The sequence below is a fragment of the Rheinheimera sp. A13L genome (assembly GCF_000217935.1).
Taxonomy (GTDB): Bacteria; Pseudomonadota; Gammaproteobacteria; order Enterobacterales; family Alteromonadaceae; genus Pararheinheimera.
The window spans coordinates 58,836-80,676 of sequence record NZ_AFHI01000008.1 but is presented as its reverse complement, the minus strand read 5'-3'; the positions used below and the strand labels follow the sequence as shown (position 1 = coordinate 80,676).

Below are 21,841 nucleotides of genomic sequence, written 5' to 3'. Positions count from 1 at the left end.
AATGGTAACGGTAAGGCAATCACATAGCGCCGAATACCACCCAGGCGGCACTCAAAGCTGGTTAAGTGCATTAGGTTTGCCAGAAGCAAAAATTAATGCGCTGCTGGATGCTGAGCTCTGGTTACATCAACAGAATTTAACCGACCAGGAACCCGAAGTACAAACGGGCTGGGAAATGGTCGAAATTCTGGCTGATTTGCGTATGGACAAAGATGCCTTAACTGCTGCCTTGTTATTCCCTTTGGTCGAAGCAAAGTTGCTGGATTTAGAGCAGGTGGAAGCACAATTTTGCCCTGCAGTGCTGACGATGTTAAATGCAGTGCGCCAGATGGAAGCCATTCGTTCTATTCCTGTAGGGCCAAATCAAAGCAGTAACCCACAACAAGCCGATAACCTGCGTCGTATGTTATTGGCCATGGTGGAAGATGTGCGCGCTGTGGTGTTAAAGCTCGCGGCACAAATTTGTTACCTGCGGGGCGTAAAAAACGCCGACGAAGAAACCCGGGTTTTGGCGGCCAAAGAAACCAATGCTATTTTTGGCCCACTCGCTAACCGCCTGGGCATAGGCCAGATCAAATGGGAGCTGGAAGATTTAGCTTTTCGTTATCTGCACCCACAAACCTATAAACAAATTGCCAGTTTGCTGGAAGAAAAACGTTTAGACCGTGAACAATATATGCAGGATTTTGTCGGCTCAGTGCGGCAAAAAATGCAGGACGCTGCTATTTCGGTGGAAGTGTACGGCAGGCCTAAACATATTTTCAGTATCTGGAAAAAGATGCAGAAAAAACAGCTGGCTTTTGATCAACTGTACGACATTCGTGCCGTGCGTATTGTTACCACCAAAGTGCAGGACTGCTATGCCGCTTTGGGTATAGTGCATACCTCCTGGCGCCATCTGCCCAAAGAATTCGACGACTATATAGCCACGCCAAAACAAAATGGCTATCAGTCTATTCATACAGTGGTACTTGGCCCTGCCGGACGCCCTGTGGAAATTCAAATTCGTACTCATCAGATGCACGACGATGCCGAACTCGGGGTTGCTGCACACTGGCGTTATAAAGAAGGGGCCGGCCATGCGGCTAAAGAAGGCCAACTGGATGAAAAAATCAGCTGGTTACGTAAACTGCTGGCCTGGCAGGAAGAGCTGGTGGATGGCTCTGATTTAGCCGAAGAGTTAAAAAATCAGGTCACCGAAGACAGGGTTTATGTCTTTACCCCTAAAGGCGATATTGTTGACTTGCCAGTCGGCTCCACGCCACTGGATTTTGCATATTATGTGCATTCCAACGTAGGCCACCGCTGCATAGGCGCTAAAATTTCCGGCCGTATAGTGCCTTTTACCTATCAGCTGAAAACCGGCGATCAAATTGAAATATTAACAGGCCGCGAACCTAACCCAAGCCGCGACTGGTTAAACCCAAACTCAGGTTATTTAAAATCCAGCCGTGCCCGCTCCAAGGTGCAGTACTGGTTCCGCCTGCAGGACAGAGATAAAAACATAGCGGCAGGTAAAGATCTGCTGGATACCGAATTAAACCGGCTGAATTTGAGCATCGACAGCCTGCCTAAAGTGCTGGCGCGTTTTAACGTCAACAGCATGGAAGAGTTGCTAGCCGGTATTGGTGGCGGTGAAATTAAAGTCACGCAAGTGGTGCATTATGTGCAAAGTCAGTCGGGTAAATTGCAACAACCAGAGATTGATCCACGCCTGATCAGCAAGCCTATTTCCACTCAGCCGAAAAGCCATGTGGTGGTGCAGGGCGTAGGTAACTTATTGACTCATATGGCCGGTTGCTGTCAGCCTTTGCCTGGTGATGCCATAGTGGGTTATATCACTCAGGGCCGTGGTATAGCTGTGCACCGCGACGACTGCGACCAGTTTAAAACCTTGCAGGAAGCGCATCGTGAGCGTGTGGTTGAAGCCACCTGGGGCGATAAATACGCTTCAGGGTATGAAGTGACTATTCGCATTGTGGCGCATGACCGCAACGGCTTATTACGGGATATCACCAGCATTCTGGCCAATGAAAAAGCCAACGTGCTGCGTATGAGCAGTAACTCGGATATCTCTCAGCAAACCGCCACTATCATTATGACGATGGAGCTGTATAACCTGGATTCACTGAACAAACTGCTGACCAAAGTCAGCCAGATTGATGATGTAATAGAAGCCAAACGTTTCCATTAACTGATGAATTGAACAACCAACAGCACCGGAGTTTTAGCTCCGGTTGCTTCTTCTGCAGGACAAACTGTGTCACAACCACTTCAGCAATTATTAACCATCATGGCCAGACTTCGGGACCCACAAAACGGCTGCCCATGGGACAAAGAACAAAGCTACCAGACCATAGTGCCTTATACGCTGGAAGAAGCCTATGAAGTGGCTGACGCTATAGCCCGTGAAGACTATGCTGAGCTTAAAGACGAGCTGGGCGACTTATTATTCCAGGTGGTGTTTTACGCTCAGATAGCCAAAGAAGAAGGTCGTTTTGAGTTTGACGATTGCGCTGCCGCCATTAACGACAAGCTGATCCGCCGCCACCCTCATGTCTTTGCCGATATGAATTTAGACAGCAGCAAAGCTGTGCTGCAAAACTGGGAGGCCATCAAAACCACAGAACGCACTGCCTCTGGCAAAACCTCTGTGCTGGATAATATTCCACTCGCCATGCCTGCTTTAAGCCGTGCTTACAAACTGCAAAAACGTTGTGCCCAGGTGGGTTTTGACTGGCCTGATGTACAAGGTGCATGGGATAAAGTGCAGGAAGAAATTCAGGAAGTGGCTGAATTACCTGCAGGAGCAGCTGAACTGGAAGAAGAGTTGGGTGATTTGATGTTTGCGCTGGTGAATGTAGTGCGTAAACAAGGTTTTGATCCGGAAAAAGTAATGCGTCAGGCCAATCAGAAGTTTGAACGACGTTTCCGGCAGGTGGAGCAGGCTTTAGTGGATCAAGGCTCTAGTCCGGCGCAGAGTAATCTGGTAGAAATGGATGGGTTGTGGGAGAGGGTGAAGAGGCAGGAGAAGCTGGGGAAAGCATAAAGGCTTGTGTTGAACGGCGTAGGTTCTAATCGCCTCGAAGCTGTAGGTTGTACTCGACGCGAAGCGGCAGTACAACAGGGCAACGTGCAGCAACAATTCAGATAAAGCATTGACTTCAAAGCTTTCGCCTTTGGCGAGCCGCTTTCTTTTGCGTAGCCAAAAGAAAGTATCCAAAGCAAGAAAGTGCAGGAAGCACTTTCTAACAGCCGAAGGCTGGCCCGCAGGGTGAATTGCAGGGATGCAATTCATAAAACGCGACCCAATGGGGATTTGGTGCCAGTAGTTGGAAATAATTGGTCGCAAACGTTGCTGTCAAATATTTCCCGATATTAACGGGATCCGACAACGTAAACTAGCTAAACTCAACCATAACAATCTTAAGCACAATTTCTCATTTGGAAAAAAAACGCGTTGCCAATCCCATTTTAACTGCTTGTTATACATACTTATTTAAAGTGAATCGTCACTTTCAAACCAAACATCTGGACGACGAAACTGTTTCGACTGGATGTAATGTTCGAGATCTAAAAGCTCTTCTTTAAGCGCCCCACTAAGTTCAGCCCTGTCACTATCTAGCAGTACAGTGGAGCTAACTATAAAGTTTTTAACTGATTCGACCATTTTGGTTTGGTCTCTTTGTTGCCACATGTCTTTGATAAATTCTATTTCTTTATGGATCTCTCCATTTCTTTTACACAATGCCTCATGTGCTTCATATTTGTCTGGGGTGATTGTGCCAAAACCTTTGAATTTTTCTTGATGCTCGCTTTGACGATTTTTGAGTACTTTGATTAATTGCTGAAAGATCGGTGTAGCTAAATCAAAAGTATTGAAAAAATGCCAGTCAACTTTAGCCGCTTCAAGTTGTTCTAAAGAGACACCACACTTCTGAAGTTCACGTTCAATTTGATTCAGCAATCCGTATCGTTGTCTGCGAGGCATTATGGTTCCTAAACGCCCCATCCTTGCTGTTGATGAAAGCAACATTTCAGCAATTGGGATTGTTATGCCTCTCAGTCGACTAATTAGGTCATCTGCTTCTTCTATTTTTCTATCTAAAAGCTCTGCCTCAATACCAAGCCCTTTAAAAGTTTTGAATTCCGTCAAAAATGCGAATATTAAAGCTAATATCGCAGCGCCGTATGTAGCAGTGGCTGCGGCGACTTGATCAATCAAACTAAAATACGCTCCACAGCAAAATAGACAAATTGCCATAATAAAAATTACGATTTTCAATATACTCTCCATTGTTTGCCTAATGGGCTCACCCCATAGGGTCAAGTCGTGCCCTTGCCCTAAGAAACGTCAACATGGCAAATGCCCGAAATACGCTCGAGATTTGAGTATGTAATTCATCTCAGTAAGAGACGTTGCTAACGTTGTAACTACTTAAAAAGCATACGCTTAAACAGACATTTATAGTAAAAAACTAAATCACTTTAAATTCAGGGTACGGGAAAATACTAGACCATGAAGGTTTCTAGTAGCCCATTGACGCTATAAATTCTAAAGCCATATTTGCGCGATCTACATATTCAGTTTCATTAGGGAAGTTGGTTATGGCGTATTCAAAGTAGTGCTTAGCCTCCGGGTATTGTCTAGCATTACAATAACAACCTGCTAGCTCAAACCAAGGCAAGTGATAGTCTGACTCAATCTCAATACTTTGGCGATAATTCCCTATTGCACCTTCAAGGTCACCGATTTGTATTTTAGCGGAGGCTAGCTGATTGAAATATAAACCATCTATTTCGTGATCCAGACTTGGATTTTCAAGGATATCAATAGCCTCCTGATATTTTTCGGTATTAATTAGGGACACGGCAAGGCAATAACCGTATTTGCTGGGCTCTTTTTCATAGGCCTTTTGATAGCACTTTAAAGCATTGAGCCAATCACCGTCATACTGAGCCCAATGGCCAGCACGATCCCACAGGAAGCTCACATTTTCCATATGTTCTGAAGCATATACCGTTATCAATTCTTTAAAAGAATCAAAGGTATATTGATTGGAAACACCTAGCTGCTTCAGACGAAAGATAGTAAGTATTTTGTAATAATGACCTTGAAATCTGCTAGGGAAGCATTCGATAAATTTTTCCCAAAACGTCAGCGCGTATTGATAATAGTATGTGTCTTCGGATCGATGTTTTAGAATTAGCTGGTAACACCAAGGCCAAATCCATTGCTCTTTATCCGCTTCGAGCAATAGTGCGTTGACCTCACGGAAAGCCGATCTATATTCTCCTAGATTGAACAGTACGTCAGCTCGCCAACCTTGAAGGGTCGCAGTTTTAACGTGTTTGTTATCAGAGATCGTGACTCTGTCCAGATGATCGAGCGCTTCAGCAAAATTATTTTCGCGAAGATGCCACATACCAAGAGAAAAATGAGCTTCAACTAACTGAGGTGATAAAGCTATTGCTTGCTGGTAGTGCCGAAAGGCTTTTTTTGGTCTGCCCATTTCCTGATAACAGCCACCAAGGTTTTTGTGGCACTGTGCTTTAAAAGCTTTTCTTTCACCAAATTTCCTAAGTGAGATAATAAAATTACGTCGGGCTTTTGGGTAGTCTTTCAATCCTAAGTAGGCATTACCTAAATTGTAATAATTGCCTGCAAGATTTATTTTGGGGTTGGTATTGTTTGACTCAAGAACGGGAATTGCTTGTCGAATAATGTCGTTAGAATACGGCCGGTGGCATACCGCCAAGTTGATTTCTGCTAAATAGACTAAACCAAATTCTTGGATATCTCCTGAATCTAATATCGCTGAAAATTGATTATGTGCCTTACTTATGATGGCATCGTGCCCTTTATCATATAATTCGCGAAGATAGGTAAGAGCTAGCTGTTTATCGTTTGGAACGTCAATGTTAGGAACATATTCTTCCATAACCCTCAATAAATGTTCTGGGGGCGTATTGAGTAAATTCAGCCTGTCTTGGTCCCGTATTTTTGCGCTAGCAATGACGCGTTTGTGAAAACAGGTTTGTGCCTCTGGTGTAAACAGGTCCCGAAACCGAACCGTAATGGTGTCCTGCTGACGCCATGCAGGATTAGTGTGCTCCAAATCTCGAATAAGATCTTCAACCACCTTAAAAAATAATTGTCCCGAAGGAACATGGTAGCCAATGTATAAAGAATGCGGTTGCCGGAATAAGTAATTAACGTTAGCGATATCAATATCCGAGATACTGAGAGATCCATCATTATTTAAGTTACTTTCTGTTCCTTTTACTTGGGTGTGAATGCGGATATTGGTTGCACTGTCCGAGGTCATGGCTTCAATGTGAATATCTGTACCGTAATCTTTTTCATCGGAACAACTTTGCTCCAAAAACAATTGATCGCTTAATTGTAATCGTAACGCGTTGACCGCTCTGCTTTCCGTTTTGTGTTGTTGCGGGCGTTTGGGAAGCTTATCAAAAGAATCACTCATGTTACGACCTCATCACATAGTCAATTGTAGTAATGTTGAATGAGCTATATTTTGCCTGTAATCCTCCTCCCAAAACCTAAGGCATCCCGCTGGTCGGTAGTCTTGGGGGAACTTGCTACTATCCATTCAGTTATCTCGATTTAATGGGTTGTAGGAATAATGCTTACCGGAAGGCTCCGCGCCCACAAGCCGAACATTTATTTGCCTTCTTTCCTGATTTTTACTTATATCAAACTAGCGCCAATGTACCTGTTGTTCAATGTTTTTTTCTAAACCCCGCTAAATGGATTCTGACAAAGTTTATAAAGGCCATACGCAAGTTGTGCTTCAATTCACTCAAGCGCCACAGCTGAAGATTTAACCAGTTATTGTCTAAGGTTTTAGACGACTGAAGCCCTGTTTTCCAGATATCAGAGGCGGCACATCATCCCGCTTTAACAACTTATTCACCAAACTAAACCAATACTCTGTGGTCTGCGTATAATATTGACTATTGATAACAAGCGGCGAGAGCTTTTATGTTAACTGAATCTGCTTTAGTGGTGCGCAGCGCTCTGGAAGCTGCTGGGCTGGAAACGCCTATGCTGGATAATGGTCTGTCGAATGATCAGAAAAAACAGCGTTTAACTGAATTGATGACGCAGGTGGTGCATACCCTTGGGCTGGATTTAACAGATGATAGTCTGGCGGAAACGCCTGCCCGTATTGCCAAAATGTATGTGGATGAAGTGTTTTCTGGTTTGGATTACAGCACTTTTCCGAAGATTTCGATGATCGACAATAAGATGCGCACTGAAGAAATGGTGAAGGTGCAAAACATTAGTTTTACCAGCACCTGCGAGCATCATTTTGTCACTATAGATGGCACTGCTACTGTGGCTTATATACCGGGCCAGAAAATTATTGGTTTGTCGAAGCTGAACCGTATAGTGCGGTTTTTTGCGCAGCGGCCGCAGGTGCAGGAGCGTTTAACTCAGCAAATTCAGGTGTCGTTACAAGCTTTGTTGGGTGTGAAGGATGTGGCTGTCAGTATTGATGCTGTGCATTATTGTGTGAAATCCCGTGGTGTTATGGATACCAGTTCCAGCACTAAAACTATGGCTTTGGGTGGAACCTTTAAAACCAATGCCGGAACACGTTCTGAGTTTTTATCGAAGTTTTAAGCTGGCTGATCCCTTCTTCAACTGGCACACTGGCAAGTAGTATTATTGCCAGAGACTAAAAGCATGCTGGCCGGTATTCACCATGTGGCGCTGATTTGTAGTGACTATCAGCGCTCAAAACATTTTTACACTGAAATTCTGGGTCTGACAGTTTTGGCTGAACACTACAGGGCTGAACGTTTGTCTTACAAATTGGACTTGCAGCTGCCTGATGGTTGTCAGCTCGAGTTATTTTCTTTTCCCAATCCACAGCCTCGGCCCAGCACACCTGAAGCTCAGGGTTTACGCCATCTGGCCTTTCAGGTGCTGGATGTAGCTCAGGTGGTCACGTATTTAGAACAGCATGGCATTGCAGTAGAGCCAGTACGGATAGACCCTTACACAGAGCGTGCTTATACCTTTTTTAAAGACCCTGACGGTTTGCCGCTGGAGTTATATCAGATACTGCCAGCTGAGCTGAGGCGTTAAACTCAAAAGCAGGTGCAGCTTTAGGTTGTACTGCCTGATAATCAAAACCCAGAGCCGCCGCCATAGTTGCGGCCATCTGGCCTTGTTGCCAGCTTTGTGTTGTACGTATTAAACCTGCGGCCGGAATGCCTGGCCCTATAGCCGCCAGCCACACCTGTTCTGAACCTGCAATTTGAGGTTTTGGGCCTTTGTAACCCGGTACTGCAGCAGCTTTACCATGAGATCGCCACTGGGCTGCTTCACCACGACCATGATCAGTGCTGATCAATAAAGTGGTTTGGTCACGGTAATAAGGGTCGTTTTGTAATTCCTGCCATAAGTCGGCAATAAACTGATCGCTGCGGTGAATAGCCGCCAGATACTGATCGTATTGGCCTAAATGGGCAAAATCGTCGGCTTCGCCCAGGGCTATATACAGCAATTTAGGTTTATGTAAGCGCATATGCTCCAGTGCAAATTCCTGAGTAAAAACATCCAGCCGCACAGTCGCAAAAGGGCTGGGCGTTTTGGCCTGCAACTGGTTCAGGTACTGTTGTTTTTCGCTGAGTTTGCCTTGCTCTGGCATAAAACCGGCATTGACCGTCAGGCCTGAACGCTCTGTATTCAAAATATAAGGGAATAACTCCCATGAACCAAAAGCTGCCACTTTATGCTGTAGTTGTGGCTGTTGATTTAGCCATTCGAGCACTGTGACATTGGGGTTAGCTATTTTGTGGTTGCTGCGAATAGCGGGGTCGGCAAAACCGGCCAGTAATTCCTGATAACCAGGGTAAGAAATCTGATACGAGTTGCTCACATTGATCTGTGAACCCTGAGTACGGTCGCCTACTGTAATGCCTTGTTGCTTGACTGTGTTATGCAAGAAGGGCATTAACAGCTCTGCTTTGCCTGGTGTAAAAGGGCGGATCAGTTCTGGTGTTTTGACCCACTCTGGCTGCTGATAAAGTTTTGGGTCTGCTCCGGCAAAGACTTCCTGCCAGCGCACACCATCTATACTCACCAGTACTACTTTAGGTTCTGCTTTTACACTAAGAGGTAACAGGACCAACAAGCCGATAAGCCAGTTTAACTTCATCAGTAAGCCCCCAACAGCAGTGGATTGGGGCTGATACTGCCAGCAGAAGATGACAATAAAGCTTTAAAGCCATGGCAATTCGGTGACAGGATGGTTGGCGAGGTTAAAAAAGCTTGCGTTGCTTCTGTTCAGCGCTGAAGATAGTCCTCTATAAAAATAGCCGTCTGGATGTATATCAGGCGGTCATAAGCCCTGAAGGGCCTTTATCCAAGGTGCGTGTGTATGTCCGATTTTAGTTTTCAGCAGGCCTTTGAATGGCTGAGTTCTGCCATAGCCTCACTAGTGTTTTATGCCATTCCTGTTAATGGTGCTGCTTTGCCTGTCACTGTGTTGTGGCTGGTGCTGGGCGCTGTGGTCTTTACCTGTTATTTAGGTTTTATCAATATCCGCGGTTTTCGCCATGCCATCCGTGTACTGCGGGGGGATTACGCCGATAAAACCGCTAAAGGTGAGATCACCCAGTTTCAGGCGTTGTCAGCGGCTTTATCCGGCACAGTGGGCACAGGCAATATTGCTGGCGTGGCTGTGGCCATTGCTTTGGGCGGACCTGGCGCTACCTTCTGGATGATAGTGGCGGGCTTTTTGGGCATGACCACTAAGTTTGTGGAATGCACGCTGGCGGTGAAATACAGGGTTTATAACGCTGATGGTTCGACCTCTGGTGGCCCTATGTATTACATCAAAGCGGCGTTGGATAAATATGGCCTGCCACGGCTGGGCAGTTTTTTAGCTGCTTTTTTTGCTATTGCCTGCGTCTTTGGCTCTGCTGGTTTTGTCCATGTGAATCAGGGCTTTTCTCAGGTTAAATTAGTGACAGGTTTCAACAATGCCTGGGTGTTTGGCCTGGTGTATTCGTTTTTAGTGGGGCTGGTGATCGTAGGTGGTATTCAAAGTATTGCCCGTGTTACCAGTAAATTAGTGCCTTTGATGTGCGCTATTTATTTGTCGGCCGCTTTTGTATTTTTGGTGCTGCACTTTGATGCTATTCCTGCTGCAGTCTGGACCATATTACACAGTGCTTTTGCACCCGAAGCTGCTTATGGTGGTGTGATAGGTGTAATTATTCAGGGCTTTCGTCGTGCTGCTTATTCCAACGAAGCCGGTATAGGTTCATCCCCTATAGCGCATTCGGCGGCCCGTACTAAAGATCCTGTGTCTGAAGGTTTTGTTGGTTTGCTGGAGCCTTTTATCGACACAGTGGTGATTTGTACTATATCGGCACTGGTGATAGTGGTCAGTGGTGTGTATTTGCAGCCAGGTTTAGATGGGGTGCAAATGACTTCCGCTGCTTTTGGCTCTGTGTTTGACTGGTTCCCGCTGGTGCTGATGGTGGCGCTATTGTTATTTGGCTATTCCACTGTGGTGAGCTGGTCTTTTTATGGCTTAAAGTCCTGGACTTACCTCTTTGGTCACAGCGATTTTACCCAGCGCAGTTTTAAAGTGCTGTTTTGTTCAGTCGTGGCTATTGGCGCTGTGCCTAATATGCTGGCCGTGTTTGATTTTATCGACTCAATGATTTTTTTAATGGCAGTGCCCAATATTCTGGCCTTGTATTTGTTATTGCCGGAAGTGAAGCAGGATTTAAAAGCCTACCTTTTAAAACATAAGGGTTAAAACATAAGCGCTGAAGCACAAAGCTCTAAAACGAAAAAGGCAGCAAGAGATTGCTGCCTTTTTGTTTAAAGCCGGATCTTACTTAGCGAGGTAAGCGTAGGCTGTAATAAAAGCCGTTTCCTGAAAACCTTTTAAACCCGTTTCTTTAAATACGATAGGCACAGGATGACGCGCCAGTTGCTCTTTAATAAAAGAGCTGGTCAGAATTTCGGTGTTCACATCAGGCAACAACTGCAGCGCTGCTTCCATTTTAAAGCCTATAGCACCACCGGCAAACTTGCCTTTTTGTGGCCGTTCACGGATCACAAAAGTGTCGATTTTGTAGTCTTCTGCCAGCTTGGCAAAGACAAACTGAAATTTTTTCATCTGCTCGCTGTCCTGATCTTTTAACAGCGGCAAACGCACAGTGCGGCAATCCGGAATATCAAACAGACCGCTATCTACAGCCAATAAACACAAAATGGCTTCACTGCCTTTCATTTCAACACCACAAACGCGCATAAGGATTTCTCTGACTAACTCAAGTTGGGGATATTATGACAGCTTAATAAGGAAAAACTATAGCCAAATGTTTGGGGTTCAAACCAATGCCAATTGTAGGGGCGCAGGTTTATCTCGCCTGTGTGGCTGCTGTAGGGCGCGGGCTTGTCCCCGCCCGTCGCGCGTTCAAACCAATGCCAAATGTACGGGCGGGGATAAACCCTAAGTAATTGCTGTTGCAGCTAGGCGACAAGGGATTGAGACCCGGGGAGCATAGTCCACTATGCGACTTGGGCGAAAGCACGCAGTCAACAACGCTGCGGCTGCAAGTACGACGGGTATAATAAAAAAGCAGACAAACCTGACAGGGGGGCGGTTTGTCTGCTCACAGTGATTTCAGACAGCAACTTCAATTCAGGCCGGGGAGCCACGCGAATTGCAATCACAGTCTTTTACTGCTGAAAATCTTCGTTTTCGATATCCCACTGGCTTACCGAAAGCTGTCGGTAAAAAGACCAGTGCTGTAACAACCAATTTAACCAATGCTCATAAACATCATGATCTTGCGGTATATGGAATGACATATCAGTCTCCTTCTAAACCCGGGCGCTTAAGTGAACGGCGCCCAGTTTAGTGTCTTTAGATGACAATACCTTTTCAGTCTGTCACTTTTAAGGTTGACGCTGTGTACACAGGGCTGACGGCTTTAATCTTTTCATTTAAAAGCGCCAGGTTGTGCTGATTGATTTCGCTTTGCTCTAATGTGGTGGCCTGTTGAAAATCAGCTAAAGCTGCAACAGGATCCTGACCCATCAAACGGGCCACACCACGGTTAGTGTGAGCAAAAGAGCGCATTTCGCGTTTGTAGCTGCTGTCTGTGCCTTCGGCGCGACGGGCGGCATAAATGGCTGAACTGCATGCTTGCTCTGCCTGTTTAAACTCCGCCATATGAGTGTATGCCACACATAAGCTCATATGTTTGCTGAATGCATCAGCCTGCTTTTCTGTAGCTGCTGCTGCTTCTGCAACACCTTCCTGATACAGACCAGCTTTAATTTTGCTAACGCCCGGGGTGTCTTCAATTAACACCATTTTGAAACCGCCGGTGGTTGCTGTGGCGACAAAAGAACTTGAGGCCAACAGCATCACTGCTACTTTTTTGCCAAAGCTAAAGGATGTCGCTTTCATAATTCACTCTCCAGTAATTTCATTTTAAAGTGCAGGTTGTTCACTGCACTGTGCTTACTTTAGAAAGTTACTGGCGAACTGACAAAGGATATAAATCCACCTGACAGGTGAGCAAAATTCATCTGTCCGGTTTTCGGAAGGCATGATTGGGTTGGCTCTGTGGTTAAAACAAGCTGTTGGACAGGAATTAAAATTGAAATTTAGCAACAGACGGGCTGCTGCAGGCTTACATCCCTGTAGGCCGCAAAAGCTCTGATTAGCAGTAGTCTGGCTCAGCCAGTGCGCTGGAAACTTTGTAAAATCCAATCCACCAGCAACTGGATTTGTGGTTTATTTGGATCGGTTTCGTGTTGCACCAGATAATATTTATCGCGGCTTTCCAGTTCTTCACTAAACAAACGCTTTAAGCTGCCGCTGGCAAACCAGGAATGACTGATAGGCCAGGGCACCAGAGCTATACCTAATCCTTGCTGAGCTGCCCGCGCTACGCTGAACATACTGTCGAGCTGGATCACCTGTTTAGGGGTAAATACTTCCATTTCCAACTGTTCAGCCCATTGATGCCAGGACCAGGGTCTGGCCTGGTGCACCAGACAAGGCACTTTGGTTAAAGCCTCAAAACCCAAACTGCTGAGTTGCTGATATAAAGCCGGGTTACAGGCCGGGACATAGCTTATCGGAAATAACTCGTAGGCTATTTTGTCGCTGGGTTTACTGCTGGCCAATAAAATTTGCAGATCGGTATGTTTAGCCGGATCCTGCCGCGATTTAATGGTTTCAACTTTCAGGTTGATATCCGGATGTTGTTCTGACCAGCCGACTAAACGTGGCACAAACAGCTCACTGGCAAAAAACTCCGGCATCGAAATGCTGATTTCAGTCGGGTTTTTCTGCTGGCTAAAAGTACGTAAGGTTTGTTCCAGCTCCCGCATCAAAGGCAGCAATGCCTGATAAAAGGCTTTACCTTGAGCTGTCAGCTCTACTGACCGGGTTTGCCGCAAAAACAAGTCCAGCCCAAGCTCAGATTCCAGCTGTTTAATTTGATGGCTGACCGCAGAAGGGGTCAGATACAGCTGGCGGGCGGTTTCTTTAAAACTTAAACAGTCGGCGGCGACACAAAAACAGCGCAGGCCGCGCATCGAGCTATGGATGGCCATAGGGATTCACAATTGTTACCAAAGACGCAGAACTTAAGCAAAAATGGAACCACAAGTGCATACCTTTGATTACCAATAAGTTTTTTACCCTGTCGCGCAGGGGCTGACCCTGCTGCGGTCAGTGGTGCACCAAAATGAAGCAATGTAGTCAGTGCAGCTATAAATTGCCGGCAGCTTGTGGTGGTGATTAATTCAACAAAGCGCTCGCTTTAATGCGTTCCAATTCGCAGGCAATTAAAAATTGCCATGTTTCCAGATGCCGCTTCGCGCTGTCAATACTGTCTCCCCAGACATAAAGGCCATGGCCACGGATCAAAAAGGCATAAGCTAAAGTTTCGCGCTCAAAGCGTTGGTGCAATTCCTGCAAAGTAAGCTCGGTACTTTGTGGATCCAAAATAGCCAGAGGGCAACAGCTGCGTTGTGCTGCAGTGGCCGCTACTTGCTGCTGCAATTCGTAGCCTACAAACAGATGCTGGTCTGCTTTGATTAAGCGGGAGAACACCGTCGCTTGCAGATCATGAGTTTGCAGCACTACTTTATGTTGAGGCTTTAACTGATACAAAAACTGATGGATAGCTGTTGCGGTATCCCTTTCGTTTGGGTTTGCCCAATGGTACGACACTAAATCAGCAGGGCTTAACTCGCTTTTATCTTTATCAGCCGCAGTGAAAAGCGCGCTATGCTCTGAGGTGCGAACAGAAAAAAGTCCGCTGCCACAAGGCAACCATTGGCGCTGTGTTATCCAGCGGCCTAAAGTACAAAGCTGGATCGCATAAGGGTTTAATTGATGTGTTTGCAGAGATTGATTCATCTTGATGTTTAGACGTCTACACATGAAACTGTCTGGATGATAGCATTCGTTCCATTGTCAGGCCAGTCAGTTTTGTACTGTTTTTGTGCTGTTTTGAGATTAACTTATGAAGTTACAAAGTAAATTACCCGCCTTAGGTACCACTATTTTCAGCCAAATGTCGCAGTTGGCAGCAGAGCATCAGGCTATTAATTTATCTCAGGGTTTTCCTGATTTTCCATCCAACCCTCGACTGATCGAGTTATTGACGGCATCAGCTCAGGCAGGCCTGAATCAGTATGCGCCCATGCCCGGTGTTCTGGCGCTGCGACAACAAATCGCTGCTTTGGTGCAAAGCTGTTATCAACGGGAGCTTTGTGCTGAGCAGCAAATTACAGTCACCAGTGGTGCCACTGAAGCTTTATTTGTGGCTATTCAGGCTTTGGTTCGTGCCGGTGATGAAGTGATCGTCTTTGATCCTGCATATGACAGTTATCAACCTGCTGTGGAGCTGGCGGGCGGTTTTACTGTGCATGTGCCTTTGCTGCCGCCTTTGTACCAGGTGGATTGGGCTCAGCTGGAAAAACAAATCAGCAAAAAAACTCGGTTGATTATAGTCAACAGCCCGCATAACCCAACAGGGGCGGTATTCAGTCATCAGGATTGGTTAGCGTTGCAGGCGCTGGTGTTAAAACACCGTTTGTATTGCATCAGCGACGAAGTGTATGAGCATCTGGTATTTGATGGTCAGCCGCAACACAGTGCCAATCAGTACCCTGAACTGGCTGATCGCACAGTGATAGTTTCGTCTTTTGGTAAAACCTTTCATGTCACCGGCTGGAAGCTAGGTTATGCCGTAGCTCCGGTTGAGCTGACTACGGAATTTCGTAAAATTCATCAGTACGTCACTTTCTCCAGCTTTACACCAGCTCAGCATGCGATAGCCCAATTACTGACTGAACAGCCAGATGAGGTGAAAGGGCTGGCCGCTTTTTATCAACAAAAACGTGATCAGTTCCGGCTGGGCTTAGCGAATTCGGCCTGGAGTTTATTACCTTGTCGTGGCAGTTATTTTCAACTGGCGGATTACAGTGCATTCAGCGATTTAGATGATGTGGCATTTTGTCACTGGTTAACCCGCGAGCATAAAGTGGCCGCTATTCCGTTGTCGGTGTTTTACCGACAACCACCCAGTCAGCGTATAATTCGTTTTTGTTTTGCCAAAGAGCCTCAGACTTTAACTTTGGCGACGGAGATTTTATGTCAGTTATCCAGGTTGCGTTAATTCAGTCCGAACTGGTTTGGCAGAACAGTGCTGCAAACCAAAAGTACTTTGAGCAGCAGATCCAAAAGCATAAAGATGTGCAGCTTTTTATCCTGCCAGAGATGTTTAATTCAGGTTTTAGCATGGATTCAACTCTTATTGCTGAAGCTATGGAAGGGCTTACAGTGCAATGGATGCAGCAGCAAGCTAAGTTATCAGCTGCTGCTATTTGTGGTTCTGTGGCTATTGCTGCACAAGGCCAGATTTTTAACAGATTTTTGTTTGTTAGCCCTGACGGCGCAGTGCAGTTTTACGATAAACGCCATTTATTCCGGATGGGGGGCGAGCCACAACATTATCAGGCGGGTACAGAGCGGGTGATCGTCTCTTACCTTGGCTTTCGGTTTTGTTTGCAGGTTTGTTACGACTTACGTTTTCCGGTTTTTGCCCGTAATCAGCAGGATTACGATGTGCTGATTTATGTGGCGAACTGGCCCGAACCACGGCGTCAGGTCTGGCGCACTTTATTGCAAGCCCGGGCTATTGAAAATCAGGCTTATGTATTGGGTTGTAACCGTATTGGTTCAGATGACAACGGCTTAAGTTACAGCGGTGACAGCATGGTGGTGGATTATTTTGGTCAAATTCAGGCTGAGCTGCCCATCAGCCAAAATGGTGTAGTGCTTGCACAACTGGATTTAACCGCCTTGCAGCAATTTAAACAGAAATTTCCAGCTTATCTGGACGCAGACTCTTTTGTATTCACGCCTTCATTTTAGGGAGAACCCATGTATCAGCGGCAGGTGACGGTACTGGTGTATTTAAGTTTTATGTTATTGGGTTTACTCAGTATTTTATGGGGCATTTTGTTGCCCGATATGATGAAGCAACTGCAGATGTCGCCCGCTGCCAGTGGGTTGTTTTTTGCCTGTCTGTCGATGGGTTCTATTACCGGTGCCTTTTTAGGCGGAAAATATGTGCAAAAATTTGAATTTGTGCCCTTGTTTGCCGTGTTGTTACTGACGCTGGTGGTGCTGATTATCGGTGCGTCTCTGGTGCAGTTCTGGCCTTTGTTATTGGTTTTTGTCTTTGCTTTGGGTTTGACCTGTTCAGGCCTCTTTACTATAGGTCATACCCTGATCGCCCGGCTTTATGTGGCAAAACGCGCTCGTATGATGGGTTTTATGGATTTTATGTTCAGCTTAGGCACTTTAGCTGCACCTTTGTATGTGGTGGTGTTGTATTGGGGTATTGAAGACTGGCGCTGGCCGCTGCGTTTATTAGCCCTGATGCTGGCAGGTACAGCAGCTTATGCCTGGTATCTGGGCCGTACCCATCAAAGTCCTGCTCATATGACGTACACCAAAGGCAGTTTGTCGTACCGTCAGGTGATGAAAAAACCGGTATTTTTTGCTTTGGCTTTAATGATGTTTGGTTATGGTGCAGTGGAGTGGGGCCATGGCAATTGGTTTGTCACTTATGCCAGCCAGGGTTTAGCTTTAAGTACTGAGCAGTCGCGCTTAATTTTTGCCTTTTTTACCGGCGGTATGGTGCTGAGCCGGTTAAGTTTTTCATTATTTTTACGTTGGTTTAGCAGCGCGCAGTTGCTGATGATGCTGGTGATTTGTGCCTTTTGTGGTGCTGTTTTAGTAAAAATCACCGCTGTACCCGCTTTATTGCAATTAGGTAACTTTGCTTTGGGTTTTGGTTTAGGCGCAATATTCCCGCTGATGTTAACGGCCGCTATGGATCTGGACAGTGACAACGGTCCTGTATTGTCTGGTCTTGCCAATATTGGCGGTGCCATTGGTTATCAGGCGGCAGCTTTGGGCACAGGTTTAGCGGCTCAGCAAGTGGGCATCGCCACAGCCTATTGGCTGATCCCTATACTGGCCGTCTGGCTTTTGGGCACTGTCAGTTATTTCAGCTATTTGTTGCATAAAAAACATACGCAAGCAGTACAAGTTTAACTTTTTTGCTGCATTTGTTGGTTTTATCACCAGCTGGCTCTTGATTCTGAGCGGCTTTAGGCGCATAACCTAAGGCCGTATGACCTGCAAAAATTTAAACTATGACTACAAGTATTCAATGGGCTGAATTAGCCCTCGCTGCCAAAGCAGCATCCGAACAGGCCTATGCGCCTTACAGCAAATTTCCGGTAGGTGTCGCAGTACAAGCCAGCAGTGGCAAAATCTATTCTGGTTGTAATGTTGAAAACGCGTCTTATGGCGGCACTATTTGTGCCGAACGTAATGCTATAGCTGCTGCTGTAGTGGCCGGTGAGCGTCAGTTTGTTGGCCTGATGGTCTACACACCACAAGATCAGCTCACCCCGCCTTGTGGCATTTGTCGTCAGGTGATCGCTGAGTTTTTTACGCCGGACAGTCCGGTACGCAGCTGCAATCATTTAGAACAACAGCAGGAATGGACGCTGGAACAATTGTTACCCAGCGCTTTTACCCCTTTGTTTCTGGCCAATAGCAAAAAAATCTGACTCTGGAGTGCATAGTGTTATTACCTCAGGAAATTATTAAACAAAAACGTAATGGTGGCGCTTTGACAGAAGCGGCTATACAGCAATTTGTCCGTGGCCTAACGGACCAGAGCTTCAGTGAAGGCCAGACCGCAGCATTGGCTATGGCGATTTATCTGAACGGCATGAGCACAGCGGAAACTGTGGCTTTAACCCGTGCTATGCAGCATTCAGGTGCAGTGATGAACTGGACAGAGATGCTGGATGGCCCAGTGGTGGATAAACACAGTACAGGCGGTGTGGGTGATAAAGTCAGTTTAATGCTGGCACCTATGATTGCAGCCTGTGGCGCTTATGTGCCTATGATTGCAGGTCGTGGCTTAGGCCATACCGGTGGTACTATCGACAAACTGGAAGCTATTCCGGGTTATCAGTGCCAGCAACCGCTGGATAAAATTCAGCAGTTAGTGAAACAACAAGGTTGCGTTATCGTGTCGCAAAGTGGCGAGCTGGCTCCTGCTGACCGGCGTTTGTATTTGATCCGTGATGTTACTGCCACTGTCGAATCTATTCCTTTGATCACCGCTTCTATTTTGTCGAAAAAACTGGCCGCTGGCCTGCAAGCGCTGACAATGGATGTGAAGATTGGCTCTGGCGCTATTATGAAAAATGTTGCCGATGCTTCAGCTTTGGCAAAAAGCATAGTGAACACGGCCAAAGGCGCTGGTGTACCCACTCAGGCTTTACTCACAGATATGAACCAGACCTTGGGTGCTACCGCTGGTAATGCGCTGGAAATACTGGAAACTCTGGATTATTTGACCGGCAAATACCGTGAGTCTCGTTTGCATCAGGTGACCTTAGAACTGGGTGCTAGCATGTTGCAATTAGGCGGCTTGTTTAAAGATAAAGCCAGCGCTATAGCTGCTTTGGAGCAGAGCTTAACTTCAGGTAAAGCAGCGGAGATTTTCAGCAAAATGGTGGCGGCTCAGGGCGGACCAGCAGACTTACTGGAAAAACCGGAGCTGTATCTGGCCAAAGCCAAAGTGGTGCTGGATATCACGTCACCTGTAGCTGGTTATCTGAACAAAGCCGACACCACTGCTATTGGTATGGCTGTGGTGCGTTTAGGCGGTGGCCGTGCTCACCCGGATCAGGTGATCAATATGGCTGTGGGTTTCAGCGACGTCAAAGCTTTGGGCGCAAAAGTGGTCGCAGGCGACCTGTTGGCCAGGGTTCATGCCGATACAACCGAAGCCGCAGAACATGCCAAAGCTGAATACCTGGCGGCCTTAACCATTGAAACAACAGCAGCGACTATTGATCCAATTATTCATTTAGTGATTGATTAATCATCAGCGTTTTTGTTTATAAAAAAGCCACTTGATGTGGCTTTTTTGCTGTTGGGCTTGCGACGAGTGGCCTTGTTGCTGATCAAAGCATTTGTTAATGTACTGGCTTCTTTGCAGGGAGGCTGGATGAAGAAGTTAAGTGGTTGTATCGTATTGATGTTATGGGCATTCTTTGCCTCTGCTCAACCCTCAATGGTCTGGTACACCAGCCATTGGCCACCTTATCGTATCAGTGAAGGACCTTATGCCGGACAAGGTTCTTTTGATTTGATGTTGAGTCAATTGATTAAAGCGTTGCCGCAGTATCAGCATCAGATCAATCAAATCCATCAGGCCCGTATCGTTAAAGTGTCGGCCACTACCAGCGAAAATCATTGCACCTTTGGCTTACGTTATACGCCAGAGCGGGATAAACGCACTTATTTTTCTCAGCCTGCCGGCATGTTACCTAACCTGGCCATCAATATTTTACCCAATCAGCGCAAGCTTAACAGGCTGAACTCAGTTCAGTCTGTACAGATGGAAACACTGGTGAAGGATGCGGATCTGTTGGGTCTGATTGAAAATGACAGAGCTTATCCTGTTGTTATTGCTGAGCAGATTAATAAAGAAGGCAGTAATCTGGGCAGCAGTTCCATGACCACCATGAATCCGGCTCAGTTATTGGCTGCAAAAAGAGTTGATTATGTAGTGGATTATCCAAACCGTTTACGTTTTTTCAGTATAGAAGCAGGGCAGGACCTCCAACTTGAATTCAAACCTATAGCTGACATTCCGGGCTTTTCTTACACCTATGTCAGTTGTTCAAAATCGGCAACAGGCAAAGGCTGGATTACAGATATTGATCAGGCACTGAGCGAATTAAAACAAAAAACCGAATACAAAAATGCCATGTACCGTTGGTTTTCGGAGCAGGAACAGCAGCTGTTGGAACCTCACTATAACGGATTTCAGCAAAACAGGCATTTTGTACCTGAGCAAGCTGAAACCCGCTTTAGTGAAAGGTAATCAGGTATTAATGCAGCTTTAATCGTGGTCTGATGATTTTGTTGATTTTACCTATCACCGAAATCACTATAGTACGGAACCAGCCGTGCAAGGCCACCTGGTGCATACGATAGAGGGAGATATAAGCCAGCCGGGCAATACGGCCTTCTATCATCATGGCGCCACCCACCAGATTTCCCATCAGATTGCCCACAGTACCAAAACGGCTCAACGAAATCAGTGAGCCGTGATCTCGGTAGTGGTAAGCCGATTGGGCTTTACCGCTTAAGGCTGCAGTCAGGTTTTTGGCGACATGGCTGGCCATTTGGTGCGCAGACTGAGCACGTGGTGGCACCCATTTGTTATCCGGCAACGGACAACCGGCACAGTCACCTATCACATAAATCTGACTGTCTATGCTGCTTTGTAGTGTAGGCAATACCATCAGTTGATTAATACGGTTGGTTTCTAAACCATCTAAGTCTTTTAAGAAATCCGGCGCTTTAATACCAGCAGCCCAGACCATCAGCTCAGCTGGTAGATGTTCGTCACCCAGCTGCAAACCATTTTCATCCGCTGCTGTAACTTTGGTATTGACCCGAACATCCACACCCAATTTGAGTAATTCTTTGTGCGCTGCTGCGGCTATACGTTCCGGCAGAGCAGGTAAAATACGAGGGCCGGCTTCAATCACTGAGATTTTTAAGCGGTCACGTTTCATATCGTTAAAGCCGTACAAATTCAACTCGGCAGCGGCATGATGCAACTCTGCTGCCAGTTCAACGCCAGTAGCGCCTGCGCCAACTATGGCGATATTCAGGTTGTCTTTCGGATGCAAAGGCGAGTTCAGTTTTAAATAGGCCTCAAGCAAGCGGCGGTGGAAACGGTTGGCCTGAGCCGGGCTGTCGAGGAAAATACAATGTTCCTGCACACCTGGGGTATTGAAGTGATTAGAGATACTACCAATCGCCAGCACCAGATAATCGTAATGAATACGGCGCTCTTCCAGCACAACTTCGCCAGCTTCATCCAGCACAGGGGCTAAGGTAACCTGACGTTGTGCTCTGTCTAATCCGGTAAAGGTGCCCAGCTGAAAGTCAAAACCATGAGCTCTGGCATGAGCACGGTAAGTCACCTGATCAATATCCACATCCAGAGTACCGGTAGCGACTTCGTGTAATAAAGGTTTCCAGATATGAGTGGAGTTTCTGTCGATAAGGGTAATAGTTGCTTTGCCCTTGCGGCCAAATTTATTACCAAGGCGGGTTGCCAATTCCAGTCCACCGGCACCACCACCAATGACTACGATCTGCGGGCTTATCATCTCTGTATTCTCACATAA

General features: G+C 46.3%; 20 protein-coding genes. 11 read left to right on the top strand and 9 right to left on the bottom strand.

Going from position 1 to position 21,841, the window contains the following annotated elements:
* The first annotated feature begins 1 nt into the window (after nucleotide 1).
* Nucleotides 2–2,194 (top strand): GTP diphosphokinase, encoded by a 2,193-nt coding sequence (gene relA, locus RHEIN_RS05600; RefSeq protein ID WP_008898003.1) that lies wholly within the window; start codon nucleotides 2–4, stop codon nucleotides 2,192–2,194.
* A gap of 66 nt (nucleotides 2,195–2,260) precedes the next feature.
* The gene (gene mazG, locus RHEIN_RS05595) at nucleotides 2,261–3,049 is read left to right on the top strand and encodes a nucleoside triphosphate pyrophosphohydrolase (RefSeq protein WP_008898002.1); all 789 of its coding nucleotides are present in this window, start codon (nucleotides 2,261–2,263) and stop codon (nucleotides 3,047–3,049) included.
* A gap of 450 nt (nucleotides 3,050–3,499) precedes the next feature.
* Here mazG and RHEIN_RS05590 read toward each other — a convergent pair whose 3' ends face one another.
* Nucleotides 3,500–4,285, bottom strand: coding sequence for a hypothetical protein (locus RHEIN_RS05590; RefSeq protein WP_139056411.1), 786 nt, complete (start codon nucleotides 4,283–4,285; stop codon nucleotides 3,500–3,502).
* 244 nt (nucleotides 4,286–4,529) lie between these two features.
* The gene (locus RHEIN_RS05585; protein ID WP_008898000.1) at nucleotides 4,530–6,488 is read right to left on the bottom strand and encodes a tetratricopeptide repeat protein; all 1,959 of its coding nucleotides are present in this window, start codon (nucleotides 6,486–6,488) and stop codon (nucleotides 4,530–4,532) included.
* A gap of 518 nt (nucleotides 6,489–7,006) precedes the next feature.
* On the opposite strand from RHEIN_RS05585, the gene folE reads away from it, so the two are divergent.
* Together folE and gloA2 are read left to right on the top strand one after the other, a co-directional pair.
* Nucleotides 7,007–7,651 carry a GTP cyclohydrolase I FolE gene (gene folE, locus RHEIN_RS05580; protein WP_008897999.1) on the top strand — a complete coding sequence of 215 codons (645 nt, stop codon included), beginning with the start codon at nucleotides 7,007–7,009 and terminating at the stop codon, nucleotides 7,649–7,651.
* 45 nt (nucleotides 7,652–7,696) lie between these two features.
* Complete coding sequence (gene gloA2 / locus RHEIN_RS05575; RefSeq protein WP_237704342.1) at nucleotides 7,697–8,119, top strand: SMU1112c/YaeR family gloxylase I-like metalloprotein; 423 nt, start codon at nucleotides 7,697–7,699, stop codon at nucleotides 8,117–8,119.
* On the opposite strand, the gene RHEIN_RS05570 is transcribed toward gloA2, so the two are convergent.
* Nucleotides 8,055–9,194, bottom strand: a complete 1,140-nt coding sequence (locus RHEIN_RS05570) for an alkaline phosphatase family protein (protein ID WP_008897997.1) — start codon at nucleotides 9,192–9,194, stop codon at nucleotides 8,055–8,057. The genes gloA2 and RHEIN_RS05570 overlap by 65 nt on opposite strands.
* 222 nt (nucleotides 9,195–9,416) lie before the next feature.
* On the opposite strand from RHEIN_RS05570, the gene RHEIN_RS05565 reads away from it, so the two are divergent.
* The gene (locus RHEIN_RS05565; protein ID WP_008897996.1) at nucleotides 9,417–10,808 is read left to right on the top strand and encodes an alanine/glycine:cation symporter family protein; all 1,392 of its coding nucleotides are present in this window, start codon (nucleotides 9,417–9,419) and stop codon (nucleotides 10,806–10,808) included.
* A gap of 78 nt (nucleotides 10,809–10,886) precedes the next feature.
* Here the strand turns inward: RHEIN_RS05565 and RHEIN_RS05560 are convergent, their stop codons facing one another.
* The 5 genes from RHEIN_RS05560 to RHEIN_RS05545 all read right to left on the bottom strand — a co-directional run bounded on the left by RHEIN_RS05560 (nucleotide 10,887) and on the right by RHEIN_RS05545 (nucleotide 14,444).
* On the bottom strand, nucleotides 10,887–11,309 hold the full coding sequence (locus tag RHEIN_RS05560) for a DUF3010 family protein (protein ID WP_008897995.1): 423 nt from the start codon (nucleotides 11,307–11,309) through the stop codon (nucleotides 10,887–10,889).
* Between the two features lie 431 nt (nucleotides 11,310–11,740).
* The gene (locus RHEIN_RS21350; RefSeq protein WP_008897994.1) at nucleotides 11,741–11,872 is read right to left on the bottom strand and encodes a hypothetical protein; all 132 of its coding nucleotides are present in this window, start codon (nucleotides 11,870–11,872) and stop codon (nucleotides 11,741–11,743) included.
* 73 nt (nucleotides 11,873–11,945) lie between these two features.
* Nucleotides 11,946–12,476, bottom strand: a complete 531-nt coding sequence (locus tag RHEIN_RS05555) for a hypothetical protein (protein ID WP_008897993.1) — start codon at nucleotides 12,474–12,476, stop codon at nucleotides 11,946–11,948.
* Between the two features lie 272 nt (nucleotides 12,477–12,748).
* Nucleotides 12,749–13,633: a LysR family transcriptional regulator gene (locus tag RHEIN_RS05550; protein ID WP_008897992.1), complete on the bottom strand. Its 885-nt coding sequence runs from the start codon at nucleotides 13,631–13,633 to the stop codon at nucleotides 12,749–12,751.
* A gap of 187 nt (nucleotides 13,634–13,820) precedes the next feature.
* Nucleotides 13,821–14,444, bottom strand: a complete 624-nt coding sequence (locus RHEIN_RS05545; protein ID WP_008897991.1) for a class II aldolase/adducin family protein — start codon at nucleotides 14,442–14,444, stop codon at nucleotides 13,821–13,823.
* Between the two features lie 106 nt (nucleotides 14,445–14,550).
* On the opposite strand from RHEIN_RS05545, the gene RHEIN_RS05540 reads away from it, so the two are divergent.
* The 6 genes from RHEIN_RS05540 to RHEIN_RS20325 all read left to right on the top strand — a co-directional run bounded on the left by RHEIN_RS05540 (nucleotide 14,551) and on the right by RHEIN_RS20325 (nucleotide 20,520).
* Nucleotides 14,551–15,708, top strand: coding sequence for a methionine aminotransferase (locus tag RHEIN_RS05540; protein WP_008897990.1), 1,158 nt, complete (start codon nucleotides 14,551–14,553; stop codon nucleotides 15,706–15,708).
* On the top strand, nucleotides 15,684–16,466 hold the full coding sequence (locus RHEIN_RS05535; RefSeq protein ID WP_008897989.1) for an amidohydrolase: 783 nt from the start codon (nucleotides 15,684–15,686) through the stop codon (nucleotides 16,464–16,466). Before RHEIN_RS05540 ends, RHEIN_RS05535 begins: the two co-directional genes overlap by 25 nt.
* Nucleotides 16,467–16,475: 9 nt before the next feature.
* Nucleotides 16,476–17,657, top strand: coding sequence for an MFS transporter (locus tag RHEIN_RS05530; protein ID WP_008897988.1), 1,182 nt, complete (start codon nucleotides 16,476–16,478; stop codon nucleotides 17,655–17,657).
* Nucleotides 17,658–17,758: 101 nt separating this feature from the next.
* On the top strand, nucleotides 17,759–18,181 hold the full coding sequence (locus RHEIN_RS05525) for a cytidine deaminase (protein WP_008897987.1): 423 nt from the start codon (nucleotides 17,759–17,761) through the stop codon (nucleotides 18,179–18,181).
* A 14-nt stretch (nucleotides 18,182–18,195) separates the two neighbouring features.
* Nucleotides 18,196–19,512, top strand: coding sequence for a thymidine phosphorylase (gene deoA / locus RHEIN_RS05520; RefSeq protein WP_008897986.1), 1,317 nt, complete (start codon nucleotides 18,196–18,198; stop codon nucleotides 19,510–19,512).
* 126 nt (nucleotides 19,513–19,638) lie between these two features.
* On the top strand, nucleotides 19,639–20,520 hold the full coding sequence (locus RHEIN_RS20325) for a TIGR02285 family protein (protein ID WP_008897985.1): 882 nt from the start codon (nucleotides 19,639–19,641) through the stop codon (nucleotides 20,518–20,520).
* A gap of 7 nt (nucleotides 20,521–20,527) precedes the next feature.
* Here the strand turns inward: RHEIN_RS20325 and RHEIN_RS05510 are convergent, their stop codons facing one another.
* Entirely contained in the window at nucleotides 20,528–21,823 is a 1,296-nt protein-coding gene (locus RHEIN_RS05510) for an NAD(P)/FAD-dependent oxidoreductase (protein ID WP_008897984.1), read from the bottom strand.
* Nucleotides 21,824–21,841 lie beyond the last annotated feature (18 nt).